The 26,705-nt window shown below is 42.1% G+C and carries 21 protein-coding genes; 18 read left to right on the top strand and 3 right to left on the bottom strand.

What is annotated here, in order from left to right; translation table 11 throughout:
• Positions 1 to 2 precede the first annotated feature (2 nt).
• The 5 genes from IQ230_RS01800 (at position 3) to IQ230_RS01780 (ending at position 5,115) form a co-directional block, all read left to right on the top strand.
• Entirely contained in the window at positions 3 to 629 is a 627-nt protein-coding gene (locus IQ230_RS01800) for a fasciclin domain-containing protein (RefSeq protein WP_193930250.1), read from the top strand.
• Between the two features lie 72 nt (positions 630 to 701).
• Positions 702 to 1,511: a glucose 1-dehydrogenase gene (locus tag IQ230_RS01795; protein ID WP_193930249.1), complete on the top strand. Its 810-nt coding sequence runs from the start codon at positions 702 to 704 to the stop codon at positions 1,509 to 1,511.
• A 186-nt stretch (positions 1,512 to 1,697) separates the two neighbouring features.
• Positions 1,698 to 1,871, top strand: coding sequence for a pentapeptide repeat-containing protein (locus IQ230_RS01790; protein WP_407646594.1), 174 nt, complete (start codon positions 1,698 to 1,700; stop codon positions 1,869 to 1,871).
• Between the two features lie 28 nt (positions 1,872 to 1,899).
• A complete protein-coding gene (locus IQ230_RS01785; protein WP_193930248.1) occupies positions 1,900 to 4,584 on the top strand; it encodes an MGH1-like glycoside hydrolase domain-containing protein in 2,685 nt (894 codons plus the stop codon).
• Between the two features lie 222 nt (positions 4,585 to 4,806).
• Positions 4,807 to 5,115, top strand: a complete 309-nt coding sequence (locus tag IQ230_RS01780; protein ID WP_193930247.1) for a hypothetical protein — start codon at positions 4,807 to 4,809, stop codon at positions 5,113 to 5,115.
• Positions 5,116 to 5,201: 86 nt separating this feature from the next.
• Here IQ230_RS01780 and IQ230_RS01775 read toward each other — a convergent pair whose 3' ends face one another.
• Positions 5,202 to 5,591 (bottom strand): hypothetical protein, encoded by a 390-nt coding sequence (locus IQ230_RS01775; protein ID WP_322742254.1) that lies wholly within the window; start codon positions 5,589 to 5,591, stop codon positions 5,202 to 5,204.
• A 211-nt stretch (positions 5,592 to 5,802) separates the two neighbouring features.
• The gene (locus tag IQ230_RS01770; protein ID WP_193930245.1) at positions 5,803 to 8,130 is read right to left on the bottom strand and encodes an alkaline phosphatase D family protein; all 2,328 of its coding nucleotides are present in this window, start codon (positions 8,128 to 8,130) and stop codon (positions 5,803 to 5,805) included.
• Between the two features lie 1,023 nt (positions 8,131 to 9,153).
• Between IQ230_RS01770 and IQ230_RS01765 the strand changes: the two genes are divergently transcribed.
• From IQ230_RS01765 to IQ230_RS01725, 9 genes are all read left to right on the top strand, one after another.
• Positions 9,154 to 9,294: a hypothetical protein gene (locus tag IQ230_RS01765; RefSeq protein WP_193930244.1), complete on the top strand. Its 141-nt coding sequence runs from the start codon at positions 9,154 to 9,156 to the stop codon at positions 9,292 to 9,294.
• 180 nt (positions 9,295 to 9,474) lie between these two features.
• Positions 9,475 to 9,612: a hypothetical protein gene (locus tag IQ230_RS01760; protein ID WP_193930243.1), complete on the top strand. Its 138-nt coding sequence runs from the start codon at positions 9,475 to 9,477 to the stop codon at positions 9,610 to 9,612.
• Positions 9,613 to 9,818: 206 nt separating this feature from the next.
• Complete coding sequence (locus IQ230_RS01755) at positions 9,819 to 10,535, top strand: lasso peptide biosynthesis B2 protein (RefSeq protein WP_193930242.1); 717 nt, start codon at positions 9,819 to 9,821, stop codon at positions 10,533 to 10,535.
• A gap of 23 nt (positions 10,536 to 10,558) precedes the next feature.
• The gene (locus IQ230_RS01750) at positions 10,559 to 12,466 is read left to right on the top strand and encodes an asparagine synthase-related protein (protein ID WP_193930240.1); all 1,908 of its coding nucleotides are present in this window, start codon (positions 10,559 to 10,561) and stop codon (positions 12,464 to 12,466) included.
• Positions 12,467 to 12,551: 85 nt separating this feature from the next.
• Positions 12,552 to 13,493 (top strand): ABC transporter ATP-binding protein, encoded by a 942-nt coding sequence (locus tag IQ230_RS01745; protein WP_193930238.1) that lies wholly within the window; start codon positions 12,552 to 12,554, stop codon positions 13,491 to 13,493.
• Positions 13,465 to 14,238 carry an ABC transporter permease gene (locus IQ230_RS01740; RefSeq protein ID WP_193930236.1) on the top strand — a complete coding sequence of 258 codons (774 nt, stop codon included), beginning with the start codon at positions 13,465 to 13,467 and terminating at the stop codon, positions 14,236 to 14,238. The genes IQ230_RS01745 and IQ230_RS01740 overlap by 29 nt, the downstream gene beginning before the upstream one ends.
• 133 nt (positions 14,239 to 14,371) lie before the next feature.
• A complete protein-coding gene (locus IQ230_RS01735) occupies positions 14,372 to 15,871 on the top strand; it encodes an efflux RND transporter periplasmic adaptor subunit (protein ID WP_193930234.1) in 1,500 nt (499 codons plus the stop codon).
• A 38-nt stretch (positions 15,872 to 15,909) separates the two neighbouring features.
• Positions 15,910 to 17,160, top strand: a complete 1,251-nt coding sequence (locus IQ230_RS01730) for an ABC transporter permease (RefSeq protein ID WP_193930232.1) — start codon at positions 15,910 to 15,912, stop codon at positions 17,158 to 17,160.
• Between the two features lie 10 nt (positions 17,161 to 17,170).
• Positions 17,171 to 17,854 carry an ABC transporter ATP-binding protein gene (locus tag IQ230_RS01725; RefSeq protein WP_193930362.1) on the top strand — a complete coding sequence of 228 codons (684 nt, stop codon included), beginning with the start codon at positions 17,171 to 17,173 and terminating at the stop codon, positions 17,852 to 17,854.
• Between the two features lie 67 nt (positions 17,855 to 17,921).
• On the opposite strand, the gene IQ230_RS01720 is transcribed toward IQ230_RS01725, so the two are convergent.
• Complete coding sequence (locus IQ230_RS01720; protein ID WP_193930230.1) at positions 17,922 to 21,968, bottom strand: choice-of-anchor I family protein; 4,047 nt, start codon at positions 21,966 to 21,968, stop codon at positions 17,922 to 17,924.
• A gap of 655 nt (positions 21,969 to 22,623) precedes the next feature.
• Here IQ230_RS01720 and IQ230_RS01715 point away from each other — a divergent pair.
• The 4 genes from IQ230_RS01715 (at position 22,624) to IQ230_RS01700 (ending at position 26,685) form a co-directional block, all read left to right on the top strand.
• Positions 22,624 to 23,772 (top strand): baeRF7 domain-containing protein, encoded by a 1,149-nt coding sequence (locus IQ230_RS01715; protein ID WP_193930228.1) that lies wholly within the window; start codon positions 22,624 to 22,626, stop codon positions 23,770 to 23,772.
• A gap of 176 nt (positions 23,773 to 23,948) precedes the next feature.
• Positions 23,949 to 25,295: a mechanosensitive ion channel family protein gene (locus IQ230_RS01710; RefSeq protein WP_193930226.1), complete on the top strand. Its 1,347-nt coding sequence runs from the start codon at positions 23,949 to 23,951 to the stop codon at positions 25,293 to 25,295.
• Entirely contained in the window at positions 25,292 to 26,206 is a 915-nt protein-coding gene (locus tag IQ230_RS01705) for a DUF3267 domain-containing protein (RefSeq protein WP_193930224.1), read from the top strand. Before IQ230_RS01710 ends, IQ230_RS01705 begins: the two co-directional genes overlap by 4 nt.
• A gap of 35 nt (positions 26,207 to 26,241) precedes the next feature.
• Positions 26,242 to 26,685 carry a DUF4332 domain-containing protein gene (locus IQ230_RS01700; protein ID WP_193930222.1) on the top strand — a complete coding sequence of 148 codons (444 nt, stop codon included), beginning with the start codon at positions 26,242 to 26,244 and terminating at the stop codon, positions 26,683 to 26,685.
• Positions 26,686 to 26,705: the final 20 nt, after the last annotated feature.

The raw sequence follows: 26,705 nt of genomic DNA, 5'->3' as shown, positions 1-26,705 counted from the left end.
TCATGAAGAATCGTAAACATACAATCACAAAGCTTGCTGGATTCTTAGGTGGGCTAGCAATTCTACCTGTATTAGCAGCGTGTGAGCCACAAACAACGACAACACAGACATCTCCAGCACCGGAAGTAACTCCCACGATTACTCCTGCACCTGGTGAAACACCAGCTGACCAAACAACTCCAACAACTCCAACCACAGGAGCTACAGATGATATTGTTAATGTTGCATCTGGAGATCCATCATTTAGTACATTGACTGAGTTGATTAATACAGCAGGTTTAGCCGATACCCTAGAAGGTGAAGGACCTTACACTGTCTTTGCTCCTACAAACGAAGCTTTTGCTGGGTTATCTGAATCTACACGCCAAGAGTTAGTACAGCCAGAAAATCGCGAAACCTTAAGAAGAATCCTGCAATACCACGTAGTTCCTGGAGAAGTTACTTCAGATCAACTGCAATCAGGAGAGGTAGCAACAGCTGAGGGTAATCCTGTCAATGTACAAGTCGATGCTGCAGCTGACCAAGTGAGAGTTAACGATGCTACTGTGACTCAACCTGATATCCAAGCAAGCAATGGCGTTATCCATGCAATTGATAGTGTCATTCTTCCCCCAAACCTTAACCTGTAAGTGACATAGTGAAAGGGCGTACTACGGTACGCCCATAAAATTATCTTGTTGCATTCTTGGAGATTAGTGCTTATGCAGGGTCTTAAAGGAAAAAATGCTTTAGTTACAGGTGCAACTTCTGGGATTGGTCAAGCGATCGCAATTCGTTTAGCACAAGAAGGCGTCAATGTCGCCATCAACTACCGCAAAAGCCCAGAAGATGCGGCAGACACTGAAGAAAAAATGATGCAAAAAGCCTGTGGTGATGTAGAAAATTGTGGTGTCAAAGCATTACCAGTGCAAGGCGATGTCTCTAAAGAAGAAGACATTGTACGGATGGTCAATACCGTTGTTGCACAATTTGGTAGTTTAGATATCCTAATCAATAATGCCGGAATTCAAACTGAGTGTCCTTCACACGAAGTTGCAACCGATGATTTTGACCAGGTGATATCAGTTAACCTGCGCGGTGCTTATTTGTGTGCGCGTGAGACACTAAAACATCTGCTTTCCCAAAACCGCCAAGGAGTCATTATTAATATCTCTAGCGTCCATGAAATTATTCCTCGACCGATGTACATCAGCTATTCTATTAGCAAAGGTGGCATGGAAAATCTGACAAAAACTTTAGCTCTAGAGTACGCAGATAGAGGTATTCGCGTTAATGCTGTAGCACCAGGGGCAACAGTAACTCCTATTAACGAAGCTTGGACAGAAGACCCTCAGAAGAAAGCAGAAGTGGAAAGTCATATCCCGATGGGACGTGCGGGAACTGCTGAAGAAATGGCTGCTGCTGTAGCTTTTTTAGCTTCGGATGAAGCCGTGTATATCACTGGACAAACGTTATTTATTGATGGCGGACTCACCCTTTATGCAGACTTTCGCGAGGCATGGTCAGCTTAAAAATAGAAGCTAATAAAGTACTCCTTTGGCAAAATTAGTAAAAATAATAACAATGGGGAGTAGCAAATAAGAATGTTAATTGCCAAAAAGTTGATTGCGCCTGTAACGCTCGGTTTTTAGGATTTGCTGTTGAATCTCTACAGCAACCCCAAGTTATAGCTCAATCAGCAACACAGTCACAATCTCCTGAAGTTAAGACGTCTGCTTGAAACTAAACAATGCGCAGGATGTAACTTAAGTGGTGCTGATCTACGAGATGTTGACTTAGAAGAGGCAAACCTCCAAGGTGCAAACTACTTAGATGGGGCAAATCTGCAAGGCGCGGACTTAGAAAGCACAATTCTGGAAAATAGAAGATAGAATAAGTAGCTTTTAGGGAGCGACATTGATGACTCAAGAAGAAATCAGACTAGAGGAAAACCGCACTCGTAAAGCTTATTGGAGACGTTGGGGACCCTACCTTAGCGAACGCCAATGGGGGACTGTGCGTGAAGATTACAGCGCTACTGGTTCAGCTTGGGACTATTTTCCACACGATCATGCTCGCTCCCGTGCTTATCGTTGGGGTGAAGATGGTATTGCCGGAATTTCGGATAATCACCAGCGGTTGTGTTTTGCGATCGCACTGTGGAATGGCAATGACGCTATCCTCAAAGAACGCATTTTCGGCTTAACAGGACCTGAAGGCAATCACGGTGAGGATGTTAAAGAGTATTACTTCTACCTTGATAATACTCCCTCTCATGCTTACATGAAGTGCTTGTACAAGTATCCGCAGCAAGCTTTTCCTTATGCAGAATTAGTCCAAGAAAACCAACGCCGTGGCTTTCACGAGCCTGAATTTGAGTTACTTGATACCGGAATCTTTGATGGCGATCGCTACTTTGATGTCTTTGTGGAATATGCAAAAAACACCGACGAAGATATCTTAATTAAAATTAAAGTTATTAACCGCAGTTCCGAAGAAAAAACACTACACTTACTGCCAACTCTCTGGTTTCGTAATACTTGGTCTTGGGAAGAAAACGCTCAAAAACCAATTTTAAAGAAAATTCAATCAGATATTAGTTTAGTAGAGGCGGCACATCCTACTTTAGGTGAAAGATGGTTATATTGCGATCAATCACCAGAATTATTATTTACTGAAAACGAGACAAATCATCAAAGATTATTTGGCGAACCGAATAAGTCACCTTACGTCAAAGATGGTATAAACGATTATGTCGTTCATGGTAAAAAAGAAGCTGTTAATCCTGACCAAATAGGTACAAAAGTTTCTTCATATTATAACTTCAATATTGGTGCAGGACAAGAAAAATCTGTCCATTTAAGACTTTGCAACACAGCAGATTTATCAGCACCTTTTAGCGAAGAATTCGATCGGATTTTTGAAATACGCCAACAAGAAGCTGATGATTTTTATCAGCGCATTTCTCCTAATATTACCGATCCAGATGTACAAAGCGTGCAACGTCAAGCTTTTGCCGGTTTACTGTGGACAAAGCAATTTTATCACTACGTTATTGAAGATTGGTTAAAAGGCGATCCGACACAACCTACACCAAATAGAACTTATGAACGTAATAAAGAATGGCTTCATGTATTTAATGATGACATTCTTTCGATGCCCGATAAGTGGGAATTTCCTTGGTTTGCTGCTTGGGATTTAGCTTTTCATGTCTTACCTCTAGCCATGATCGATCCTGATTTTGCCAAGCGTCAAATGGATCGACTCACACGCGAATGGTATTTGCACCCCAACGGACAAATGCCAGCTTATGAATGGCATTTTAGTGATGTCAATCCACCTGTTCATGCGTGGGGAACTTGGCGCGTTTATCAAATTGAAAAACAAATGTATGGACGTGCAGATAAAGATTTTCTAGAGCGTGTATTTCAGAAATTACTCCTCAATTTTACTTGGTGGGTAAACCGTAAAGATGAAGAAGGCAATAATGTTTTTCAGGGGGGATTTTTAGGGCTAGATAATATCGGAATCTTTGACCGAAGTTCAGAATTACCGACAGGCGGTCATCTCGATCAATCTGATGGTACAAGTTGGATGGGGATGTATTGTTTAAATATGTTGGCGATCGCACTTGAACTTGCCAAAGATAATCCCCCTTACGAAGACATTGCCAGTAAGTTTTTTGAACATTTTCTCTATATCGCTGATGCGATGAATCATATAGGTGACACAGATGTACATCTGTGGGACGACACCGATGATTTTTATTACGACGTACTGCATTTTCCTGATAATCAACGGGTACATCTCAAAGTACGTTCTATGGTTGGACTTGTCCCTATCTTTGGTGTAGAAGTTCTAGAACAAGCAACTTTAAATGCTTTTCCTGGTTTCAAAAAGCGATTTGAGTGGTTTATTACTAATCGTCCGAATTTGACAAGAAACATTGCTTGTATGGAAGCTGAAGGAATAGGAGAAAGACGATTACTCGCAATTGTTAATCGCAATAAACTACAACTGATTCTACAAAAAATGTTAGATGAAACAGAGTTTTTGAGTGATTACGGCATTCGCTCACTTTCTAAGTTTCATGTAGAAAACCCTTATATTTTTGAGGTTGATGGTCATCAACATCGCGTAGATTACGAAGCGGCGGAGTCTACTAGCGGGATGTTTGGGGGAAATTCTAATTGGCGTGGTCCTATTTGGTTTCCTATGAACTTCCTCATTATTGAATCGCTACAGAAATATCACAATTATTTAGGTGATGAGTTTACTGTTGAATATCCCACAGGTTCAGGTAAATTGATGAATCTGGAAGAAATCGCTACTGAACTTGCACAAAGGTTAATGCGAATTTTTCTGCGATCGTCACAACGCAGACCTGTTTTTGGCAGTATCGAGAAGTTTCAAAATGACCCTCATTGGCAAAACTGGATTTTATTCCACGAATACTTCAATGGCGATGATGGCGCTGGACTTGGGGCTAATCACCAAACAGGGTGGACAGGTTTAGTTGCTGACTTAATTCATCAAGCATATCAACAAGGAACTTCTGCAACTGAGCCGCAAAAATCACTTAAAGCGTTAGTAATTGACACATAGCCAAAGTTTTAAAGCAACCTTCAAATGTGGGATAGACATCTTGCCTGCCTTTTACTTAAGCATGTGTTTTAATGAGCTGGGATTACTTAACTTCTACTTTCCCCATATCAAAAGACAGGTGTACATTCATTCAGATCAAGGTATATTTATACACTTAACCTGATAAAATATACGTTGTTGCAAAACTGCTAGCAAAATCAGGAAAGCGGGAGGTAGGTAGCGATGGCTAAAAGAAACTTACTTGCATGGCTTGCTGGCAGTGTTGCTGGAGTAGCTTTGTTTACATTCCTTTTTCTTTATCTATGTGGGGCTTTTCGCCAAGAACCTGAATACAACCTCACAGCAAGTCCAACTGTTGAAGATCCTCATACTCGTGCTGCACTGATTCAAGCAAGGCAAAGAGGTGTAGATGTGCGAGTCATCACAATTAGTAGAATCTTTTTCAGTAATTCCGCAGTGGATTGTTTAAGTTTAGTAGCGAATGAATTCGCGATTACGCGTAGCGTCCGAAGCGATCGCATTGATGTATGAAGTTTAATGTACATTGCTTCTTTCGTTTTAAGTGGATGCAACAAATGAAACAATGCACATTAATCTTTTTAGCTACTGTTTAGTTTTTAATCGCTAAAAGCATCTTTGATACTATCAACTGTACGTTCAATAACGTTCTTTGTATTGTCTACAGCTTTTTGAGTCCGCGCTGTATCTTCTTCTGCTCTTTTCTCAATACGGGCTGCATCTCGCTTAGCTTTGCGCTCAACGAAACTACCATCATCGGTTGCTTGGTCAACTCGCTTAGCATTTTTTCGTGCAGTTTCCTCGACGCTATCTGCAGTGTCGCGGATAAAGTTTTTCGCGCGTCCAGCATCTTCACTGGTTTTCTCTTGAACCTGATCTCCAAGATCTGCTGCAATTAAGGTTGCATTGGGAGCAGCCATTGCAGAGTACGCTGGGAAAAAGGCGATCGCTGATAGACATAAAAGCATTGTTGCTATCCAACGTTTCACTGTTGAAAAGCGTATTAAACGATTTAGTTTCATAGAATACAATCTACATCAAATTGGGCATCCTATTTTTACTTCATTTGGTTTATTAGTCAAATCGTGCTCTAGACAGAGGTTTTTCAATCTTGCGATAGACTAATTACTGCTTCGCAAAGCTACAAATTGTGAATAGAGTTAACTCAACTTTCTTAGCTCAAACTGCAAGCTAACAGCTTTAAACTTGAGTGAAAGGCAAACGATAAGGCCAGCCAGGAAACTGCTTGGCATTAGTGGAGGTAGGATCGATATCCCAAGACCAGCACTCAATCGCATATTCGTTTGCATTGACGCGAATAATACCGTATCCTTCGCTTTTAAGCCTTCTATCGCCAAGATTACGGCTCTTACTAAAGGAATTATCTACATGATATTTTTGGGTAATTTTGGGATTCGCTACAGCTAAGACGCGCATTTTGTTACCAAATCCATCGATAAAATCCCCCGTGTATGGCGTAGAACCACCATTCGGCAAAAGTCCAGCAGGTTGAAACCATCGTTGCCAAAGTGCGCCTCCTGCAGGTCCAGAAAATTGCACAACACCATCAGTAAAATTGTTGATTCCGTGTCGTACCAAGCTAGCTAAGTGCTGATCGCCAGAGACAACCAACGCACCTGCCTTGCGCAAAAGCGCGATCGCACGGTTCCTTCCTGCTTGCGGAAATCCATTAGAGTCATAGTTATTGATTACGGGGCGGCGATCTTCATCTGTTGCAACGCAACCAAAAACAGTCTGCGTGATACATACCTTTGCGCGTACCCCTTGTTTGTCTTGCGCCCAAGCTTCTAAAAACTTCTCTTGTCGTTCTCCCAATAGTATAGGTGGTTGTGTTGTACTTGCACTCTTAAACTTGCGATCCTCTAGAATTGCAAAACTAACCCCACCATAGCGGAAAGCACCATAGTAAACATTGATATTTTGTAACACTGGCGTCGGATCGTAAGCGTCTGGATTGTGACCGCATTGCGTTCGCTGAACTAGGTTGACAAATGAACCTGTGTAGACGTAACCTCCGCGATTTTCATCTTTGTTGGGAGCAGGCTTGCCATTTTCTCCCCAAATATTACCTTGGTAAACGTCGTGATCGTCTACTAAAACAATGGTGGGAGTGTTGCGTGTGAGACTGCGAAAAGACCACAACCAGAGATACCATTTGTACAAATAGTCTAGTACTAAGTTACTCGTGTCTTTCAGCGTTGGACTGGTTTCATAGAGTTGATCGCCAACGAAGAGTAGTAAATCAGGTTGATGACGACGAAGATTTTGTACAAGCTGAGAGTAAGGAAAATAAATGTTTTGCGAGGTGTAGCGTCCTAAAAGTTCCGCATTGGGTAGTTCAGGTTTACCTATACCACTGTCGAGGGGACGTGCAGTAGCGATCGTGCAGCTAACCAGTCCCATAGTCAACGATTTGTTGATGGGGTCTTTTCGGATAATACCGTTGTAATATGCTGTTAATGTTTGATACTTATAAACAATTCGATATTCCCAATCTTTCGTAGAGTTCCAATTAGTTAAGCGAAACAGCGCTGTGTATCCTACTCCAATAGTCGCCTCAGAACCACTTTGCCAAGCTCCGTTAGTACTGCGATACTGAAATTGTGCTACGCGTGCTTGTGTATCGCCGATGGGCATAAACTGAGCTAAGACTTTGAGAACTTTGCCATTGAGTGAATACATAGTTCCCAAGATTGGACCAAGCGTATTTTGAGGACGTGCAGCTATCTTGTTCCCACCCGTGCGAGGATCGCGAAATCCATATCTTGCTCCTGCTTGTCCTGTATAGGGAGAAGAAACAAGTAAAATACTGCCACAAATACTAGCATCAGCAACGTTTTTTAAAATGGCTTTCCCTAATACTTGACCTGTTTTTACCTGCGAGGCAGTTAGTTGTAACTGGAATTTACCATTTGGCTGAGGAGATATATCGAGGTGTAGTAAGACCTCTTCATCGAGATTAGTAACTGGATTTATCGAACCTACTTGCTGTGATGGTAGCTCAGCAAATTGCAAAGGTCGCTGTTCGCTAGTGTGTTCGCGAAACCGAAGGCGATGACCATCATAAGTGCAAAGCAAACCACCGCCGATACCAGATGCTTTCTGTACAAGCGCCGCTGCACGGTAGTCTAGCTGTCCGCCGCCACCTCCGATCAGAAACCCACAAAATCCTCCACCATTATCTGTTAAACGCTTGACAACAACACTCATTTGTGCAGCATTTGAACCTGGAATTAATTCACGGGTAAGCAGCGAAACTGTTCGGATCTCATCTCCAGCGTCTCCTGCTAAACATTCGATGAAACCTTGATGCAATCGCCAATCTTGCAAACGATTTGCCCAGAAAGATCGCCCAATCCAGGTTCGTGTCAGATTGTTTGGTAGCCCTTGCACTGGCTGCAAGTTAGTTGCAGCGCTTGTCCTTTTTATGAAATAAACACTTGAGACGGCAAATCCAGCAGCCGCGTATTTAAGAAATGAGCGCCTATTTATTCGATAACGATTCATTATTACTTAAGAAATCCTTTAAGCTTTTGACTACTTGTTGTGCTGTCAGCTGAGTAAGGAGAATCAATCGTACTACTTTTGTATATATTTACCTAATTTTTCAAATTAAAATACAGAGTTTTCTTAAATTTTTGTATAAAAAGCAAAATTAAGTATGATGATTGTATATAAGTTGACTTTGTTTGATTCAAACTAGTCATTTATCAAAAAGACAATTTGAGAAGAGGTCATTTATTGATTTAAGTAGGCATACAACGTACTACTAGTATTTACTATTGTCATACACTGGTTTGAGCATATCGCCACTACTTCAACGATCAACGATTATTAGATGCTCACTACTATATTTATGTTAATTGATAACTAACTTAATTCTTTAAAAAGCTTAAAAAATAGGCACTAAAAGTAAGTCTAAAAATTCATTCTCTGTAAGGCAAAAACTCAAGATTAATTTAGCATTTCTCTCATGCGAAGATATCTTATTGTATTTTTCTATTGATTATTTTTTTCTGTATCATGTTAAAACTAAAAAAATAATTTATTATTTTTTCATTGGTTTGATAAATAATGTTATGCAATTAAAGTAATAAGTTTCATTAGCTATAGTTTTAGGTTACAATCCAGTCAATATATCAACTACTCGACGTATTAATAAAAAAATATTAGAGCTGCTAATAGTACAAATATTTTCCTGCTTTAACTTATCAATGTGCTGATCAGCCTCAATTTAGCAAAGATACTCTTCTAAATTTTATTTCTTAGGCTATCTAACAACATTTGCACGTATTAAATTTAATACGTTTGGTTTGGCTACACATTTTCTTTAGCAAAGTGCATTGTTGCAGTTTTGTGCAATTTAACTTTCTAAGGTGAGCAACTAAATCTACATAAACAAGTATTACTTTATCTGTGCAAACTTAGTAACTTATCAATCAGGCAAGCAGTTAAACCGCTTGCTGAGTGAATCGCTAAAAAAAGCGTGACACGATATCTAAACCCAAACAACAATCAAAGGAGTCAATCATGAGTCAACAGATGGCATTAATAAATAACTCTCACTACCGCGCACCAGAATTGTATGAACTTGGAAATATCGATAAAATCCAAGGGTTTTATATCGTTGGATTCTTTTATGACTTTTACAACTGGTTGATCTGGTTTTAATCGGTTTGTAAACAGCCGATATGAGCTTGTTAAAACATCAATGTGCTTAGCAGGAGAATAGCTCTAAAAGCTAAGCATTAAAAAGCCACGTATGATACAGGTAGCTTATCAATCTGTTCTCCAAAGCTGCCTGTTTCCTACCAACTATCTAAACCCAAATAACAATCAAAGGAGTCAGTCATGAGTCAACAGATGGCATTAGTAAATAACTCTAGCTACCGCGCACCAGAATTGTATAAACTCGGAAATATTGATAAAATCCAAGGCTTTTCTTGGATCGGCTATTACGATTGGTACAACTGGCTGCTCTGGTGGTAAGCAATCCAAAAATAGCCATTGTGAGTGTGTGAAACATTAATGTTCTTAGCAAGATAGCTTTAAAAGCTATGCATTATTAAGCCATATTTCATACAGGCAGCTTATTAAGCTACTCTCTAAAGCTGCCTCTTTTTTACAACTTGAAATAGCTGCATTTGTAGTTATTAGTGTCATGAGTAACTCAAAAAATCAGCAGGATAGTATTTATGTCTTACTCAGTACAACAAAAATTTAACCCTACGGTAATTGTTGAAGGAAGTGGAGCTTATCGACTCAAGCAAGACGTGATCGTGGTTCTTCAAGACGGCGTAGCACGACTGCTGGGACTCAATCGCGGTAAGTTCTATGGATTAGACACAGTTGGCACGAAAATGTTAATGCTTTTACTCGATCGCAATCCTGAAGAAACAGCGCAAGCGATCGCCAACGAATACGGTGTCACAAAAGAACAAGTACAAGCTGACGCTAACAAGCTACTACACGATCTACAACGCAAGCAATTAATTGATCAACTACCACAACTGCAACATCCTAAACTACCGTCATACCTAACCATCTCTGTGTTATTAACACTAGCTTGGATTAGCATTCGCACTCTAGGTTGGACGCGAACGATTCGGCTGTGGCGGCGTTGGCAACGTTCTACTACTTACAAAGTACCTGATAAAGAGGCAGTTCAAGCAGTTGATGCTTTAGTTCGAGAAGGTGCAGCAAAATATCCCCTTCTGCCAATGGCTTGTAAAGAGCGGGCACTTGTAGGATGGCAGATTCTTAAAACTACTTTTCATTTTCCTGCGGAACTGGTAGTTGGTATCAATTTGTATCCGTTCCAAGCACACGCCTGGGTAGAGTGTGGTTCCTGGACAGTCACAGACAATCAAAGCAACTGTGAGAACTTTATAGCTGCAGCACGGTATAGCTGATCTATTTAACAAAGGAGAAAGTGATGCGCGTAGGATTTGACGTTTTTGCTAGTGAGGATGGAGAAATTGAGTTCCATGTGTTTTCGCCGCATAGAGATGATGCTGCGCGACCTGCTTTAGTGACCTTTGCCCGCGACTACCACTCAGGAAATGCAGCTGTACTTTTGGGGCATTTGTGTTATCAGGATGAATTGCTGGCTCGATTGCCGCAGTCCGCAGTACAAAAATGCACATCAGATGCTGCGATCGCTTTAGCAGCCTATTGCCATCTTGGTGACAAAGGACTTGAGCAGCTAGAGGGTGAGTTTTCTTTAGTTGTGTGGGATAGTTCGCAGCAAAAGTTGTTTGCTTTACGCGATTCTCTTGGTTGCTGGCCGCTATATTGGCTTGTCCAAGGAACGCAGATGGCTATCAGTAACAGTGTGCGATCGCTTCTCAATTTGCTACCAAATACAGCCTTTGACCGTGAATTCATAGCACAGTTCCTCATGTGCCCATCTCCTGCTGTCGAGCTACCTACACAGAGAACACCTTTCGATGTCATCAAGCGCGTACTTCCTGGCACAATGCTGACAATCACTTCTACTGGACAAGTGGAAAAGTATCGATGGTGGGATTGGAACTCAAAAGCTGGAAGTAACAGAAATAACAATAGTATTCTCTTAGAAGAAGCTGGCGAACAATACGCTCAGCTCTTTAAGCAAGCCGTCAAAGAACGATTGCATAGAGGACAAATTGCAGCACACTTATCGGGAGGAATGGATTCCTCTAGCGTAGTCTGCATTGCTCGCGACTGGATGTCATCAGGTGTAGGGCAACCAAACTTACATACTCTGACGGCAGTTTATAAACGACATAGCTTAGCTGGAGAGCAAGCCTATGCTGAGATGGTCATTAACCAGGGTGGACCAACTGTAGCTCATTTAATAGAAGCAGACAACGCAGTAGACTTTCAATGGTTTAGTGAGGAAATTCCTTACCACGACGAACCTTATGCAGGTTTATTTCGCTTGAGTATGGAAAAACTTCTCGTCGAGACTGCTGCGCAAAGTGGAGCAGATACAATTTTAACAGGTTTAGGCAGTGACGAACTGCTAGCTGGAAATTGGCTTTGTATTGCCGATTTATTACGTCAAGGTCAGTATTCGTTAGCACTTTCCCAAGCTAACCGCTTAGCCCAAGTTAGTAACCTCAATGTGTGGTCAATCTTGTATCGATGTGGTATTCAGCCTAATTTCCCGATTCTGACACGCGAAGGAATTCAACCATTCTTACACCACGGGTTTGGCAGATGGCCCAACCTAGGAACTTTTTCGATTCCTCCTTGGGTGCTTCCCGAATTTGCGCGCAATTATAAAATGCAGCAGCTGGGAATCAACAACGCTCGTAGGGTAAGCAGCAACTCAACAACATTGTCTACTGATCTGTGTGCTATTCAATCCAGTGTAGGTGATTGGTCTGGATGGTATCTAGCAGCGCCACATGGTATGCATAACTCGCATCCTTTCCGCGATTCTCGTCTGCTGAGTTTCTGCCTGAGTCTTCCTACAACACTTAGACAAGTTCCTGGTATGCCTAAACCTGTGCTGCAAACGGCTATGCGTGGAATCCTTCCAGAAGCCATTCGCACCAGGCGCGACAAAAAATCGTTTAACGATGTTTACTGGATTGGGCTATCTAAACATTTGCCTCAGTTAGAAGCAATGGTTCGGAATTCAAGCATTAGCGATTTAGGAGTCTTTGATAAGACGCAGCTTATTCAAGTAATGCGGCAGGCTGCAGTTGGGATTGGAGATGTGTCAGCTAGCTGGCGAATTAACACGACACTCGCTCTAATCGCTTGGTTCGACCAAATAACGGCAGTACGACAGCAACCGCTAGAACCAACGAAAGTCTATCGACTACCTCGGCAAGTAGCACTTACATACTAACTAAACGCCACGCACTAGCCGTGCTTTTTCTCTGACAAGCAGATTGCATCGGCTGATTACTATCCACTGAGCAATTATCATAGCCATGACTGCATTAGAAGCTTATAAACTCCGCAAAACCTACCGACAGGGCGGCAAGCTAGTTGAAGCAGTGCGCGAATTATCCTTAAAGATTGAGCCTGGAGAAGTCTTAGCTTTTCTTGGTGCTAACGGGGCTGGGAAAACAACCACGATCAAAATGATTGCTGGTCTAATTCGACCAGATACAGGTTGGGTCAAAATTGCCGGTTGTGACCCGCATCGCAATTCAAAGGCACTACAGATGTTAGGTGCAGTGCTAGAAGGTAATCGCAATCTCTACTGGCGGCTGACTCCAGAAGAAAATTTAGAGTATTTTGGGGTTTTAAGAGGAATGAATCGCAAAGCTGCGCATCGTCGAGGTCTAGCTTTGTTGGACAGATTTGAATTATTGCACAAACGTCACACTCCTGTTCAGGCACTCTCGCGGGGAATGCAGCAAAAGTTGGCGATCGCTGTCGCGTTGATTCACCAGCCGCGACTATTGTTGTTAGATGAGCCGACTTTAGGCTTAGATGTGGAAGCCAGCCAAAACGTCAAAGCTTTAGTGCGGGAAATAGCGCAAGAAGGGTGTGCCATCCTCCTGACTACTCATCAACTGAATATTGCAGAGGAAATTTCGGATCGGGTAGCTATTGTTCAAAACGGCGAAATTATCGCACTAGAACCAACTGCCAGAATTGTGAAGCAATTTTCTGACTGTGGTTACATCATTGAATTCTTAGGCGAGTTAGATGATGTCAGAACTCGCAAAATTGAAGCAATAGGTGCAGTCGTTGAGTCACAAAAGATGATTTATGCTGGCACGCCTGAAGGACTGTATCAGATTTTAAACGTACTGAGTCCGTTGCCGCTAGTACAAGTTAAACAAGACCGTGCTGACCTGACAAAAATATTTTTAAAACTTATAGGAGAAAGTCGTGCTGCAACTGTTACTCACGGAAATTAAACGGACTTGGACTGAGTTTATTCGTTATCCAATTGAAGCGATCGCTGGATTAGTCATTACAACTTTCATTTTTTATGGACTGTTCCTCAGTGCCCGCTTTGTTGCCGGATCGCAACTTCATCTCGGCGATCGCCTCAGTACAATTGTGGTTGGCTATGTGCTCTGGACCTTGGTACTCTTCATTGTCAATGATATTGCTGCAGCGCTTCAAATGGAAGCACAAACCGGAACGCTAGAACAAATTTTTCTTTCACCTTTTGGGGCACCCAAAATCTTCTTAGTACGAACTATTGCCAATTTAGGGTTACGTCTTGCTTTAATTTTAGGTGTGCTAATCATCATTATGCTGTTTACGCGAACTCATCTTTATTTTTCATTAACACTCCTTTTGCCTTTGAGTACTCTACTGTTGGGTGCTTATGGTATGTCATTTATGATGGGGGCTTTGGCATTGGTTTTCAAGCGCGTTGAGCAACTACTGGGATTCTTCCGGTTTGGCTTGTTATTTTTGCTGGCAGTTCCTATAGCGACTTGGATTGCTCCGTTAAGAGGCTTAGGAATCTTGTTACCAATGGCAACTGGTGCAGAGGAACTACGCAATTTAATGGTCAGAAACCAAAGTTTAAGCCTCACCCACTTTATGCTTGCTTTGCTCAATGGAATAGGTTATTTCGCTTTAGGTTTATTCGTTTTCAAATGGGCTGAACGCCAAGCCAAGCGGCAAGGAATACTTAGCGGATATTGATGTAGAGGCGCTGTATTACCGGACTGAAATACTACTATGTCATCTCTTTTCTCCTCAGCTTTGCAGACATAGCAGCGTTAAGGCAAAACGGTACAACTTTCTCAATCCTGAATACTGCAGGAGAAACGAAATTATGACTTCACAGGCGAGCCAGCAATCACTCGTTATCAAATTTTTAAAAGAATTAGGCAAACACAAAATTACTAAATTGCTACTGAGGTTAATCATCTTATCCCTCGTTTCAGGAGGTGCGTATGCAGTTTATCACCAAACAATTGTGATGCCGCGCCAAGAAGCAAAACACCAAGCACAAACCGTTGCTGTAGAACGGTTGAGTCTGCCTATAACTATTGCTGCTAACGGCACTGTTCAGCCAGAAAAGTCAATAAACGTTAGTCCCAAAACCGCAGGGGTATTGAAAAGTTTGCTTGTTAAAGAAGGCGATCGTGTCAAGCAAGGTCAGATTCTAGCATACATGGATGACTCTAATTTGCAGGGGCAACTCATTGAGGCTCAGGGAAGACTAGCAGCAGCGCAGGCAAACTTACAACAGTCACTGGCTGGAAATCGCCCTGAAGATATTGCCCAGACGCAAGAACAACTTACTGAGGTACAAGCAAATCTGCAAAAACTATTAGCTGGGAATCGCCCTGAAGATATTGCCCAAGCTCAAGCACGGTTAAACAATGCACTGGCTCAATTGCAGCAAGCTGAAGATGACTTCCGTCGCAATCAAGAACTTGCCAACGCCGGAGCAATTTCGCTGCAATCTTTAAATCAAGCTCGTACAACGCGAGATAGTGCGCAAGCACAAGTCATGGAAGTACAGCAAGCATTAGCATTAGCGCAAGCAGGACCGCGCTCAGAAGAAGTTGCGCAAGCCCGCGCTCAAGTTAGGCAAAAACAACAAGCATTAGCATTAGCGCAAGCAGGACCGCGCTCAGAAGAAGTTGCGCAAGCCCGCGCTCAAGTTACCCAGGCACAGGGTGCGGTGCAAACGATCCAAGCACAGATTAACGACACTGTGATTCGTGCTGCATTTGATGGTGCGATCGCTCGTAAGTTTGCCGATCCTGGTGCTTTTGTTACTCCAACTACGGCTGGCAGTTCTGTCTCTTCAGCGACTTCTTCCTCAATTATGTCGCTTGTTGCGAATAATCAGGTGGTGGCATACGTAGCAGAAAGCAACATTTCCCAAATCCGTTTGGGGCAAGAGGTGATTCTTCAGGCTGATGCCTATCCACGCAAAACTTTTGCAGGTCAAGTAACTCAAATTGCTACCCAATCAATTACGCAGCAAAATGTCACCAGTTTTGAAGTGAAAATTGTACTGCTTTCAGACGCACAACAACTCCTGCGATCTGGCATGAATGTGAATGTGGAGTTTAAGGTGGGTGAACTGAAAAATGCTTTGGTTGTGCCTACAGTTGCGATCGTGCGTCAGGAAAATAATACTGGTGTTTTTGTAACTCAAGGAAATCGCACGTTATTTACTCCTATTGTCACTGGAGTCACTGCTAATCATAAAACCGAAGTACTCTCTGGATTGAAGGGAGAGGAAAGAATATTTGTCAGTTTTCCAAAAGGATTTCGACCTCAATCGATGGTTCCAACTCTAGGTCGTGGTTCATAACCCAGCCCACTTTAGTTGCTTATTGGAAGGTTCAAATAATGTCACCTCCTGTTCGATACCGTAGATTATCAACGGTAAAAGTATTGATGATGGCAGCTGATGCATTGTGGAGTAATCGATTGCGTACGGGGCTGACAACGCTAGGCACGATCATTGGAATTAGCTCAGCGATCGCGATTACCTCAATTGGTCAGGGAGTACAAAAGGCAACTGAACAAAAGCTACAAGCTCTAGGTACGAATGTCCTGCTAGTACAAGCTGGTGTCACTACTAATAACAGTAGCCAAGGTGCAGCAACCTTAACGTGGGAAGACTCGCAAGCAGTGTCCCAGCAAGTAACCGCTGCTAAAGCAGTTTCTGCCTTCTTACAAAAGCCTCAAGTACAAGTTGTGTATGCTGAGCAGAAGATTGTCACAAATCTGATCGGTACGGATAAATATTACCCCGAAGTTAAAAATATTTACCCACAAGAAGGGCAATTTTTGAGTCAAGATGACGTGAACGCGGCTAACCCAGTTGTTGTTTTGGGTTCTAAAGTACGCGATCGCCTTTTTGGTCTGAATGCAAGTGCAGTAGGGGCAGACATCCGCATCCAAGGAGAACGTTACAAAGTTATTGGTGTGATGGAACCCAAAGGCGCTTTGGGTGAAGTTGACCAAGATGACCAACTCTATATTCCCTTAACGAATATGTCAGCGCGAATTGTCGGTAACAATGCGTTAGCGGGTCTTGCTATTAGTGGCTTATGGTTAAAGTCTAACTCTGAAGTGTATTTGGATGCAGCTCAATTTCAAGTTACAAATCTCTTGCGCTTGCGACACAATATTTATCCACCGCAACCTGACACATTTCGGATAACAAATCAAAAAGATCTTATTAATACACTCAATAGCGTAGTTGGTTTATTTACTGTAATGGTAGTCGCGATCGCAGGCATTTCACTCATCGTCGGTGGAATTGGGATCGCAAATATTATGTTCGTTTCCGTTGTGGAACGGACGCGAGAAATCGGAATTCGCAAAGCAGTAGGTGCTACGAATGCAGCAATCTTACACCAATTTTTAGCAGAAGCTGTGGTGGTTTCCTGCACAGGAGGAGCGATCGGGGTTGGAGTTGGGATTGTGATTTCCTTCGGGGCTGCAACAATTTTCCAATTTCCCTTTGTCGTATCCCTGTGGTCAGTCGCTACCAGCTTAGGAATTTCTTGCGTCATTGGATTACTGGCGGGATTGATACCAGCACATCATGCGGCTCAATTAGACCCTATTGTTGCTTTGCGGAGCGAGTAAGATGACAACAATGGTACGAATGGAAGCAATTACTAAAACTTACTGCCTTGGAGAAGTCAGTATACCAGTTTTGAAGCAAGTTGACTTGTCGATTGCGCAAGGCGACTACGTTGCCATCATGGGAGCCTCTGGTTCGGGTAAATCTACCCTGATGAACATTGTGGGTTGTCTTGACCGTCCAACGACAGGAGAGTATTTTCTCGAAGGCAAAAACCTCACAACATTGAATGAGGATGAATTAGCGTATATCCGCAATCAGCACATTGGCTTTGTGTTTCAACAGTTTCATCTATTATCGCGTGCTACAGCCCTAGAAAACGTGATGTTACCTATGGTTTATGCCAACCTATCCCAGCAGGAGCAACACCAACGGGCGATCCAAGCCTTGACAAGTGTAGGTCTAAGCGAACACCTTGCCAAGCGTCCAAACCAGCTTTCTGGGGGGCAGCAACAACGAGTCGCATTCGCCCGTGCTTTAGTCAACCAACCTGCTATGATCCTTGCTGATGAACCAACAGGAGCGTTAGATACTAAGACATCGCAAGATGTGATGCATCTTCTGCAAGAATTAAACGAGCAAGGAATTACGATTGTGATTGTGACTCACGATCGCGATGTAGCGGCTCAAGCAAAATGGATTATTCACCTGCAAGATGGTTCTGTAGTGAATCAAGCGTGTAACTCCCGACTCTGAACTATGAAAAAAATGACTGCACCTTTTACAGGCAAGAGGTGCAATTTGTTGCTTTTAAAAGAAACAACTAAGCAAACACAAAACTGTTGCTGTCAAGCGCAGTTGCTTGAATGCCTCTCAGTACAGCTAAGTCTGTATCTGTAGCATTAATTAGTGTGTTAGCCCCGTCTTGAGTCAGCGTGAGGTCACTGAAGCTACTCACTCCGGCTAATCCGCCAATACCAATGATATCAGTGCCAACTTGGAAGTCTGTGATGGTGTTTACACTATCAGGCAATCTATTATAAGCAATCCAAAACTGATCTGTATTAGCACCACCATTTAAGAGGTTATCGCCTTGTCCAGCAAAGAGAACATCATTGCCTTCACCACCAAATAAGCGATCGCCTCCAGCGCTACGCTTCGCGTAATCGCCTGTACCACCAATTAAGGTATCGTTCCCGTCACCGCCATACAAGCGATTACCACCACTGCCAACAGCAGCATTCAGAATATCATTACCTGCTTCACCGAATAGGCGATCGCCACTACCAGCAAACAACTCATCATCGCCATCACCGCCATAAAGTTGATTACCACCGCCACCAGTAGAAGCATCAACAATATCATTACCAGCACCTGCAAAGACAGTATCGCTAATATTTGCAAACAACTCATCATCAGTTTCTGTACCAAAGATGAGTTCTCCGATTGGTTCAGGAGTACCGTCACTGTTTACCGTAATTTCAAAAACAGTTGTCGTTCCGCTGACTTCATTAGCAGCAACTATTAATGGCTTACCATTTGGACTATCTTCAGCAGAGATGAATGTTAATCCTTCTACACCTAGGTCGCCTGCTGTACCAGCTTCAGTATCACCACTAAAATGACGGTTGTTGATGTACTGAACAAACTGTGGATTAGTAGGATCAGTGACATCGTAAGTCATTATCCCGCCAATCCGCTCCAAACCAATGAACGCATAAGTCCGGTCATCAATAACACCAACGGTCACGCCTTCGGGTTCTGGTCCTTTGGCATCACTACGGCTATCAAATGAGTCATTTTCGCTATTGTCAGAGTTGAACTCTTGGGGGTACAGCGCTGCTGTAATTTGCTCAAACTCGTCACCACTATCGTAAATTAGCTCTCCTTCCTCAGTCCAAATCGCAAACGAACGACCTCCAAAAACGTACAGTTCTTCATACTCGCCGTCACTATCAGTGTCGCCGTTGGCAGTCGTGACAATTAAACGGCCAAGTGCTTCCTCTGCTTGTAATTCTGCAGCATTAGGAAAAGCAACAGGATCGAGAACTAAATCTTCTATCCGTGCTTCTTCGCTATAGGCATCATAATCGCGAGCATCGCCTTCGTTGGCAGTAATAATGAAAGTTTCGCCATCGACCTCGTAACTTGCGATCGCATCGGGTTGGTAGATACCAAATACGGGCCAGTTGGTAATATTAATCGCGTCATCGCGATCGCTAGCATCGAATGCATTTTCTGGAAGCGTATGATCTTTAAAGCCCAAAGGCAAGATATCAGTAACTTCTCCAGAAGCAATATCAAGCAAGCCTAAAGCATTGTTCTCTTGCAAAGCAATCCAAGCAGTTGTAGAGTCAGAGGAAACTGTGATGTACTCCGGTTCTATATCTTGAGCAACCGTGGCATTAGGTCCAAAGATTCGGACTCCCTCTGCAATCAGTTCTTCTTTGCGATCGTTAAACGCAGTAAAGCCAGCCGTTGTAACATTATTTTGTGTCAGGTTTTCAAAACCACCTGAGACATCAATGATACTTACTGAACCTTCAGGGTCAACCGTGTAATCGTCACTTGGCTCGCCTTCATTTGCAACTAATACTTTACTACCATCAGGAGTAAAGGTCAGCATATCAGGCAGCGTCCCAACTTCTACGGAACTTAAAAATTTACCATCAGTATCAAAGAATACAGCGTTACCAGGGAGCTGTGTATCCTCATTTTCTACTGCTACAGCTAGTACACCATCGAAAATATCAACACTATTAGCTACAGCACCATATGAGGTTAGTGAAATTGCCTCAAGTGCTTGAATGTTAGTCGGATCGCTAATATCTAAAACATCCAGCGTGGCACTATTTGCATTGACAACAAACAGACGTTGTGTTTCAGGATCGTACTCGACAATTTCTGCTGCACCTTCATCGAAGATACCTGTCTCATAGGTGCCAATGGGAGCTAAACTAATTGCATCAGAAGTATCGATTAAAGGAGTAATGACAGTATCGCTGCGCTCGTTGAGGTTCTGAATCCGACTATCTTGTCCAGGATCAACATCTGCAATATCATAAGGTTCTTCTACAAAATTGGCGAGGAGATACTCAGCTAAAGCATCTTGTTCGGTACCAGGATCGGCGAAAGTTGCAGTTCCTGAAGCTAAATTTAAATCAGTTAGATCAACTCGATTTAATCTTTCTGAGTTAGCCTCAGCAAATTGATCGAAGGGATAGCCATCTCCTCCACTTGCTAAAAAGTTCAGAGTGACTATGCGAAACTCGCGATCGGGATTGCCGACAAGTTCTCCATTCTCAACAATAACATCACTAGGATTGCCGTCTGCATCCTCAACAACTAAAGATTGAACTCGATTTCCTGATTCCAAATCTGGGTCAAAACTAAAAGATACACCAGCAACTTGGGGAAATTGACCAGGAGTAGCACCTGATGCAGTAGCTGCAACTCCGTGTTCGATAACTGCAAGAAGTTGTTCGGCTGTTAAAGTTAATAAACTCAGTTCATTATTAAAGCGTAGTGCATTTTCAATGTCTAGCTGCGAAATATCGCCTGCTTCTTTACCTGTTAATTCATTTGCTGCTGTAGGAAGCGTTTCTCCGGTTTCAGGATTAACGACACCAATAGGCGCGCGGATTCCTCCGCCATTCTTGATGGAGATGACAACCGAGTCATCAACAGCCTGCGCCGCAGCTAGATTAGCATCAGCAGTTAAATTCCCCAAGTTTGTTTCTTGAGTGCGAACATCCTCTCTTTCACCGTTGAGAAATACATCGGAACTACCAAAAAGATTACCGTCTTTTTCTAAAATAACTTCTTGGATAGCCGCTGTAATTGCGACAACATCAGGATCGGCAACGACAGCATCAGGATTCGCTACAAGATTGCGGAGATCTTCTACACCTTGATTGTCGGTAGCATAAGCACCACTGGTTAAAGGATCGATGCTTTCTGATAGTAATACCCCATTGTCGTCAAATTCGGCAACTAAGCGCCCCACATAGTTATAGTTACCATCAGTACTCACAATGGCAACAGGTTCACCATTTGCAGATTCTGTCAAGATTGGGTAAGGATCTGCTGCTTCATCACCAGGACGGAGGCGATCGCTTTCATCCGCTAAAATCGTATCCGATCCACCAGCAATAATAATATCTATGCCTTCGAGTAATGTTGCTAATTCTTGTTCAAGTGCTATTTGCTGTAAGTGAGAAGTCAGAATAATTTTGTTGACTCCCTGTTCAGTCAAATTGTCTACTGAAATTTGAATTTCTGCTGCTAGTGCATTCAAGTCCTCAGGATCGGGTGGTGAAACAATCACATCACCAGGAGAAGAAATCGATTCGAGTAGCGGTGTCGTCGCGCCAACAACACCAACAATTTCGCCATCTACTTCAAACACCACGCTTTTTGTAATACTATTCGGTTGTGGGGCTTGTCCTTCAGGAACAACCAAATCGCTAAGATTGGCATCTTCGCTAAAATCTAAATTAGCACTTAAATAAGGAAAACTTGTCCCAGGATAATCGCCATCCGGCGCAATTACACTTGCAACTTGTCCTGTTCCCAAGTCAAATTCATGATTACCCAATGCTGAAGCATCAAAGCCAATCGCATTCACGATCGCGATATCGCCTCGCCCAGCGCCAGCACTTCCTAATATTTCATCTAAACTTGGATCGGCACTCGCTAGCAAAAAAGGACCAGGAATATAATTATCACCAGAAGAGATAAGAAGCGTTTGTTCAGGTAATTCCGATCTCAGTCCATTAACAACTGCTGAAAACCGAGGTGCATCCTCAACAGCAGAAATACCAGCTTCTAAGTCAGTAGCGTGAAGTAATTGTAACTTAAATGAATCCATAGGTGATATGTCTGCAATATTGATGAATTACAGCGAGTCTGCATAAAATTAGGGGTCAGAGGTCAGGGTTAAAAGCCAGTTAAAGTAACGCTTCTGAACCTCTATGATGCCCTAATAATATTGACCATTGCTTAAAAAAAGGCAGTTATAGATGAGCTATTTGAATGCTTTACTAAAAATCGTGCAAAGCATTTAAGTTGTGTATTAGGGTCACACTTCTGTAACTTATCAAATAAACGTTAAGAAAATATTATCTTTCTACTAAAAATCACCATTTATCCTTGAATTAACAGCTATTAGTCTTCTGTCTCACTTTTCGTAAAGATCAACTTTAAGATAGATGTATTTTTTTACCACATTTATCTTTAACAGCAAAGTTCAATCATTAGATAGACAATATACAAATTATTTACCAAGTTAGTTGGAAGTAAATAAAAGACAAAATGTTTATCATAAGAAACAATATGCAACTTGTGTAAATTTAAGCAGTTTGTAGTAGTTAGTAAGAGTTCAAAAGAACATCTCATATTTTTCTTTACGTACTTTATACACCACTCTGCCAAAAGGCTACACTAATGTATCTCGCTCTAAAAACTGTTTTGTATCCCCAACAAGACTGCCATATCAATCTTTTGACCAAATCGGAGAATATTACATGAAATTATTTTCAATTGAAGAAGCAAAAATATTAATTGAACAACCAAAAGGTATCTGTGTTTCCATCTATATGCCTACACATAAATTAGGAACTCAAACACAGCAAGATCCAGTCCGCTTCAAAAATTTAATCAAAGAAGCTGAAGATAAATTAATCGAAGTAGGCATGCGTCCGCAAGATGCAAGAGACATGCTAGTACGGGCACAGGAACTTGATGATTATCAATTTTGGCAACATCAAAGCGATGGGCTGGCAATATTTATTGCAGATAATTTCTTTAGCTACTACCAAGTTCCCCTCAACTTTGATGAATTAGTTGTCGTAACAGATCGCTTTCACCTCAAGCCGCTATTACAGTTACTTACTAACGATGGTAGATTTTATCTACTCGCACTCAGTCAAAATCAAATTCGACTTTTCCAAGGGACACGCTATAGTATCAGCAAAATTGAATTAGAAGATGTCCCACAAAGTATTGCCGAAGCATTACGTTACGACGATCCTGAAAAGCAACTACAATTTCATACTGGAACTTCACAAGGTGGAGGCGTACGCGCTGCAGTATTCCACGGACAAGGCGCAGGCGAAGACGATCAAAAAGAAAATATCTTGCGCTACTTCCGCAAGGTAGATTCTGGTATTCAAGAATTACTCAAAAATCAACAATTTCCGCTTGTTTTAGCTGGAGTAGAATACTTATTTCCAATCTACAAAGAAGCTAATAACTACCCTTATTTAATTGATGGTGGTGTTACAGGTAATCCTGATATTTCCAAACCTGAAGAATTACACGCGCAAGCTTGGGAAATGGTGCAACCTCATTTTGAGAAAAATCAACAAGAACTTGTGGAACGCTATCAAGAATTAGTAGGAACAGGACAAACAAGCGATAATATATCAGAAGTTGTTTCCGCCGCCTACTTTCAGCGCGTTGATTCGTTATTTGTAGGAATTGGCGTTCAAAAGTGGGGTAGCTTTGATTCAGAGAATAATCAAGTTGAGGTTCATGACGAACAGCAAACTGGTGATGAAGACTTGATGGATTTAGCCGCAATTCATACTTTGATAAATAGTGGTACTGTCTATGCGGTTGAGCCTGAATTTGTACCAGGAAATTCACCAATAGCAGGTATCTTTCGTTATTAAAGAGCATGGTGGGCATTGCCCACTATAGTAATATTGTTGTCTGAGATATCTTTTTTGAAACGAACCACAGAAAATGCGCTACGCTAGCGTAAGCGTTATGACACAAAGCTTACTTCTCACTATAGAAAGAATAAAAACTATTGTTGTGTTTATGAGCGTATAGTAGAGAGTAAGGCATGGGCAAACGTAAACAAGCTGATAAAATACGCATTGTCGTGTTTGTAACTAGCTTGATACTAGTCAGAAGTCATATCGGTTTAGCCCAAAATGTTCCTATCATTGAAACTCCGCCTCAGCCATCGGTAGAAGATTCTGTAGATGGACTGTTTTTTGCCGATGTTTTAGTACGCGGAAGACCAATTTTTCAAGTCGGTAGTTTACCGGAACTTGATGCAACAGAACGTGCGCAAATTATCAATCGCAGAATTGCTAGTGTCTTAGCGCGATCGCAAACGATAGAAACTGTTACTGTACAGACAAGTCCGCAACGCAATATCGCGACATTGCAAGTAAATAACCGCGTGTTAATGACGGTCACGCAACAAGATGCAGAAGATTTTGGTGCTTCTGTTGAAGAATTAGCACAACAGTGGGCGAATGAACTCAATCAAGCCTTCGATCAGCCACCGTTAGCCATTGATGTTGTGCAGCGCGTTAATATCACGATGCGCGAGTTAACCCGCGACATTATCGATAATTTACCCTCGATTATTGGTGGTTTAATCGTTGTGGCGTTGACATGGGGAATCGCGCGGGGAGTACGACAAGTTGCATACGGTTGGGCGCAACGCACCGAAGGCGATCGCAGTACCGAAATCCTCATTGCTAAATTAGGATACGGTGGAGTATGGGTCATTGGTTCGATAATCGCCTTAGGAGTCTTAGGACTTGATTTTACCGCGTTACTCGGTACGTTAGGATTAACCACGGTTGCAATCGGTTTTAGTCTCAGAGATATTCTAGGTAATTATATTTCTGGTGTCATTTTACTAGCTGCTCGACCGTTTCGACTCGGCGATCAAGTCGTTATTAAAGAATTTGAAGGCACAATTACTCAAATTCAACTCCGCGCGACGACAATTCAAACTTATGATGGGCGGATGGTCTACGTTCCCAATCAAGAAGTTTTTCAAGCGAGCATTACTAATAATACAGCTTCCCCAGTGCGTCGCAGTTCGGTAATGGTTGGAATTGATTATGCTGCTGATATTAATACCGCAAAACAGATTATTAGAGATACTATTTCTAAAATCAGCGGCGTAGAAGTCAGTCAACCAATAGATATTTTAGTTCGCGAACTTGCACCGAGTACCGTAAATCTTGAAATTCGCTTTTGGGTAAACTCGCGCCGCATGGCTTTCTTAGAAGCAACTTCGCAGGTAGCGCAAGCAATTAAAGAGTCACTCATGAATGCGGGAATTGCACTACCAACAGACATTTATGCTATAGAATTTCGTAACTCTTTGCCGATTTTGCAGCAAACAGTATTAGAACAACCGAATAGACAAGGAAGCGACAAATGAAACATCTGAAACATCCTACTTCCTTTGAGACACAAAAACTACAACAACGCGGCTATCAACTATTAGATGAATTAATAGTCACTCGTACTTTAGCCGCGAAGTTTTTCTTTCTGGCTACAGCAGGATTTTTCTTATTTTTACCGATTTTTTTAGCGATTTATGCTTTCCTCACAGGAACAAATCAAGACATTAATTTTGCCTTTTCGCAAGTGCAAGGATGGCTAGGAACATTACTTCTAATTGTCTTAACAATTGTCTTGCACGAACTTATTCACGGTGCGGTAATGTCGATTTATGGTGGTAAACCGCGTTATGGAGTAGGGTTATCGCACTTTGTCTTACCTTATGCTTATGCAACTTCGAGCAAAGTTTTCACGCGCAATCAATTTTTACAGATTACGCTTGCGCCATTCGCGATCATCTCAGTTTTAGGTGTGTTGCTGATGGTTGGATTGCAGACGCCGTGGTTAGCGATCGCACTTGCAATCAACGCCGCAGGCGCGATTGTCGATGTGTGGGTGAGTACGATTGTTTGGCGCTACCCTCGGCACATCTTAGCAGAAGATACAGTCATTGGCTTACGCATCTATGGTAAATCAGGCGATCGCCGCGTAGCGCATTCAGCAAATAGTTTATTCTGGGATTTCTTGACAGGCTTTGCGATCAGCATGGTAGTGATTTGGCTAGGATTGGGGTTTGTGCTACCGGTAATTTTATCGATGCTTGGTGTAGAAACATTGATTTTGGGAATTCCAGATACTCCCTTGACTTTGTACCAATACCAACATACTGATGGAGGCGGATTTCTGGCTTCGATTCAGTTTGTTAATGTTTTAGGATTAAGTAGTGCGGTGGGATTAATTTACGGATTTGTTAAATCGAGTTTTAACTCAAAAAAGAGCAATTTATAACAAGAATATAGTGAGATGGTATCACTTCCAAAAATATGCAAAAAGTAAATCGTTCGTCTCCAACTCAAATTCTACAAAAGAATTGGCAAATTAGCGAACTACCAGGATTAAACATCCAAGAACAAGCACAACTTGCACAACTTGGTATCTCAACAACGCTACAACTACTACAACATCAAACGTCTCCTCAACGACAAGCTTTAGCAACACAGTTAAGAGTGCGAGTTGAAACTGTCAACAAATGGGTAGCTTTAGCAGATTTAGCACGGATTCCTAGTGTTGGCTGTCAACATTGTGGCGTACTACTACATATAGGAATCATATCTGTTGGACAACTTGCGCAAACTCCACTGCATCGGTTATATCAACAAATTTTGCGATTGCAAGTTGCCACACTCCATCGTCGCGATTTGTGTCCTTCTCGAAGTGAAATGCAAGTGTGGATTAATCAAGCGCGATCGCTTGCCTCATATTTGTAATACATATATATTTATGCTTG

This window comes from Gloeocapsopsis crepidinum LEGE 06123 (genome assembly GCF_015207655.1).
Lineage (GTDB): Bacteria > Cyanobacteriota > Cyanobacteriia > Cyanobacteriales > Chroococcidiopsidaceae > Gloeocapsopsis > Gloeocapsopsis crepidinum.
The sequence above is the reverse complement of the archived record's forward strand: the minus strand, read 5'-3'. Positions and strand labels throughout refer to the sequence as shown.

Coding starts and splice junctions, on each gene's coding strand:
- IQ230_RS01800 (WP_193930250.1), top strand. CDS start 3: ATGAAGAATCGTAAACATACAATCACAAAGCTTGCTGGATTCTTAGGT.
- IQ230_RS01795 (WP_193930249.1), top strand. CDS start 702: ATGCAGGGTCTTAAAGGAAAAAATGCTTTAGTTACAGGTGCAACTTCT.
- IQ230_RS01785 (WP_193930248.1), top strand. CDS start 1,900: ATGACTCAAGAAGAAATCAGACTAGAGGAAAACCGCACTCGTAAAGCT.
- IQ230_RS01780 (WP_193930247.1), top strand. CDS start 4,807: ATGGCTAAAAGAAACTTACTTGCATGGCTTGCTGGCAGTGTTGCTGGA.
- IQ230_RS01770 (WP_193930245.1), bottom strand. CDS start 8,130: ATGAATCGTTATCGAATAAATAGGCGCTCATTTCTTAAATACGCGGCT.
- IQ230_RS01765 (WP_193930244.1), top strand. CDS start 9,154: ATGAGTCAACAGATGGCATTAATAAATAACTCTCACTACCGCGCACCA.
- IQ230_RS01760 (WP_193930243.1), top strand. CDS start 9,475: ATGAGTCAACAGATGGCATTAGTAAATAACTCTAGCTACCGCGCACCA.
- IQ230_RS01755 (WP_193930242.1), top strand. CDS start 9,819: ATGTCTTACTCAGTACAACAAAAATTTAACCCTACGGTAATTGTTGAA.
- IQ230_RS01750 (WP_193930240.1), top strand. CDS start 10,559: ATGCGCGTAGGATTTGACGTTTTTGCTAGTGAGGATGGAGAAATTGAG.
- IQ230_RS01745 (WP_193930238.1), top strand. CDS start 12,552: ATGACTGCATTAGAAGCTTATAAACTCCGCAAAACCTACCGACAGGGC.
- IQ230_RS01735 (WP_193930234.1), top strand. CDS start 14,372: ATGACTTCACAGGCGAGCCAGCAATCACTCGTTATCAAATTTTTAAAA.
- IQ230_RS01730 (WP_193930232.1), top strand. CDS start 15,910: ATGTCACCTCCTGTTCGATACCGTAGATTATCAACGGTAAAAGTATTG.
- IQ230_RS01725 (WP_193930362.1), top strand. CDS start 17,171: ATGGTACGAATGGAAGCAATTACTAAAACTTACTGCCTTGGAGAAGTC.
- IQ230_RS01720 (WP_193930230.1), bottom strand. CDS start 21,968: ATGGATTCATTTAAGTTACAATTACTTCACGCTACTGACTTAGAAGCT.
- IQ230_RS01715 (WP_193930228.1), top strand. CDS start 22,624: ATGAAATTATTTTCAATTGAAGAAGCAAAAATATTAATTGAACAACCA.
- IQ230_RS01710 (WP_193930226.1), top strand. CDS start 23,949: ATGGGCAAACGTAAACAAGCTGATAAAATACGCATTGTCGTGTTTGTA.
- IQ230_RS01705 (WP_193930224.1), top strand. CDS start 25,292: ATGAAACATCTGAAACATCCTACTTCCTTTGAGACACAAAAACTACAA.
- IQ230_RS01700 (WP_193930222.1), top strand. CDS start 26,242: ATGCAAAAAGTAAATCGTTCGTCTCCAACTCAAATTCTACAAAAGAAT.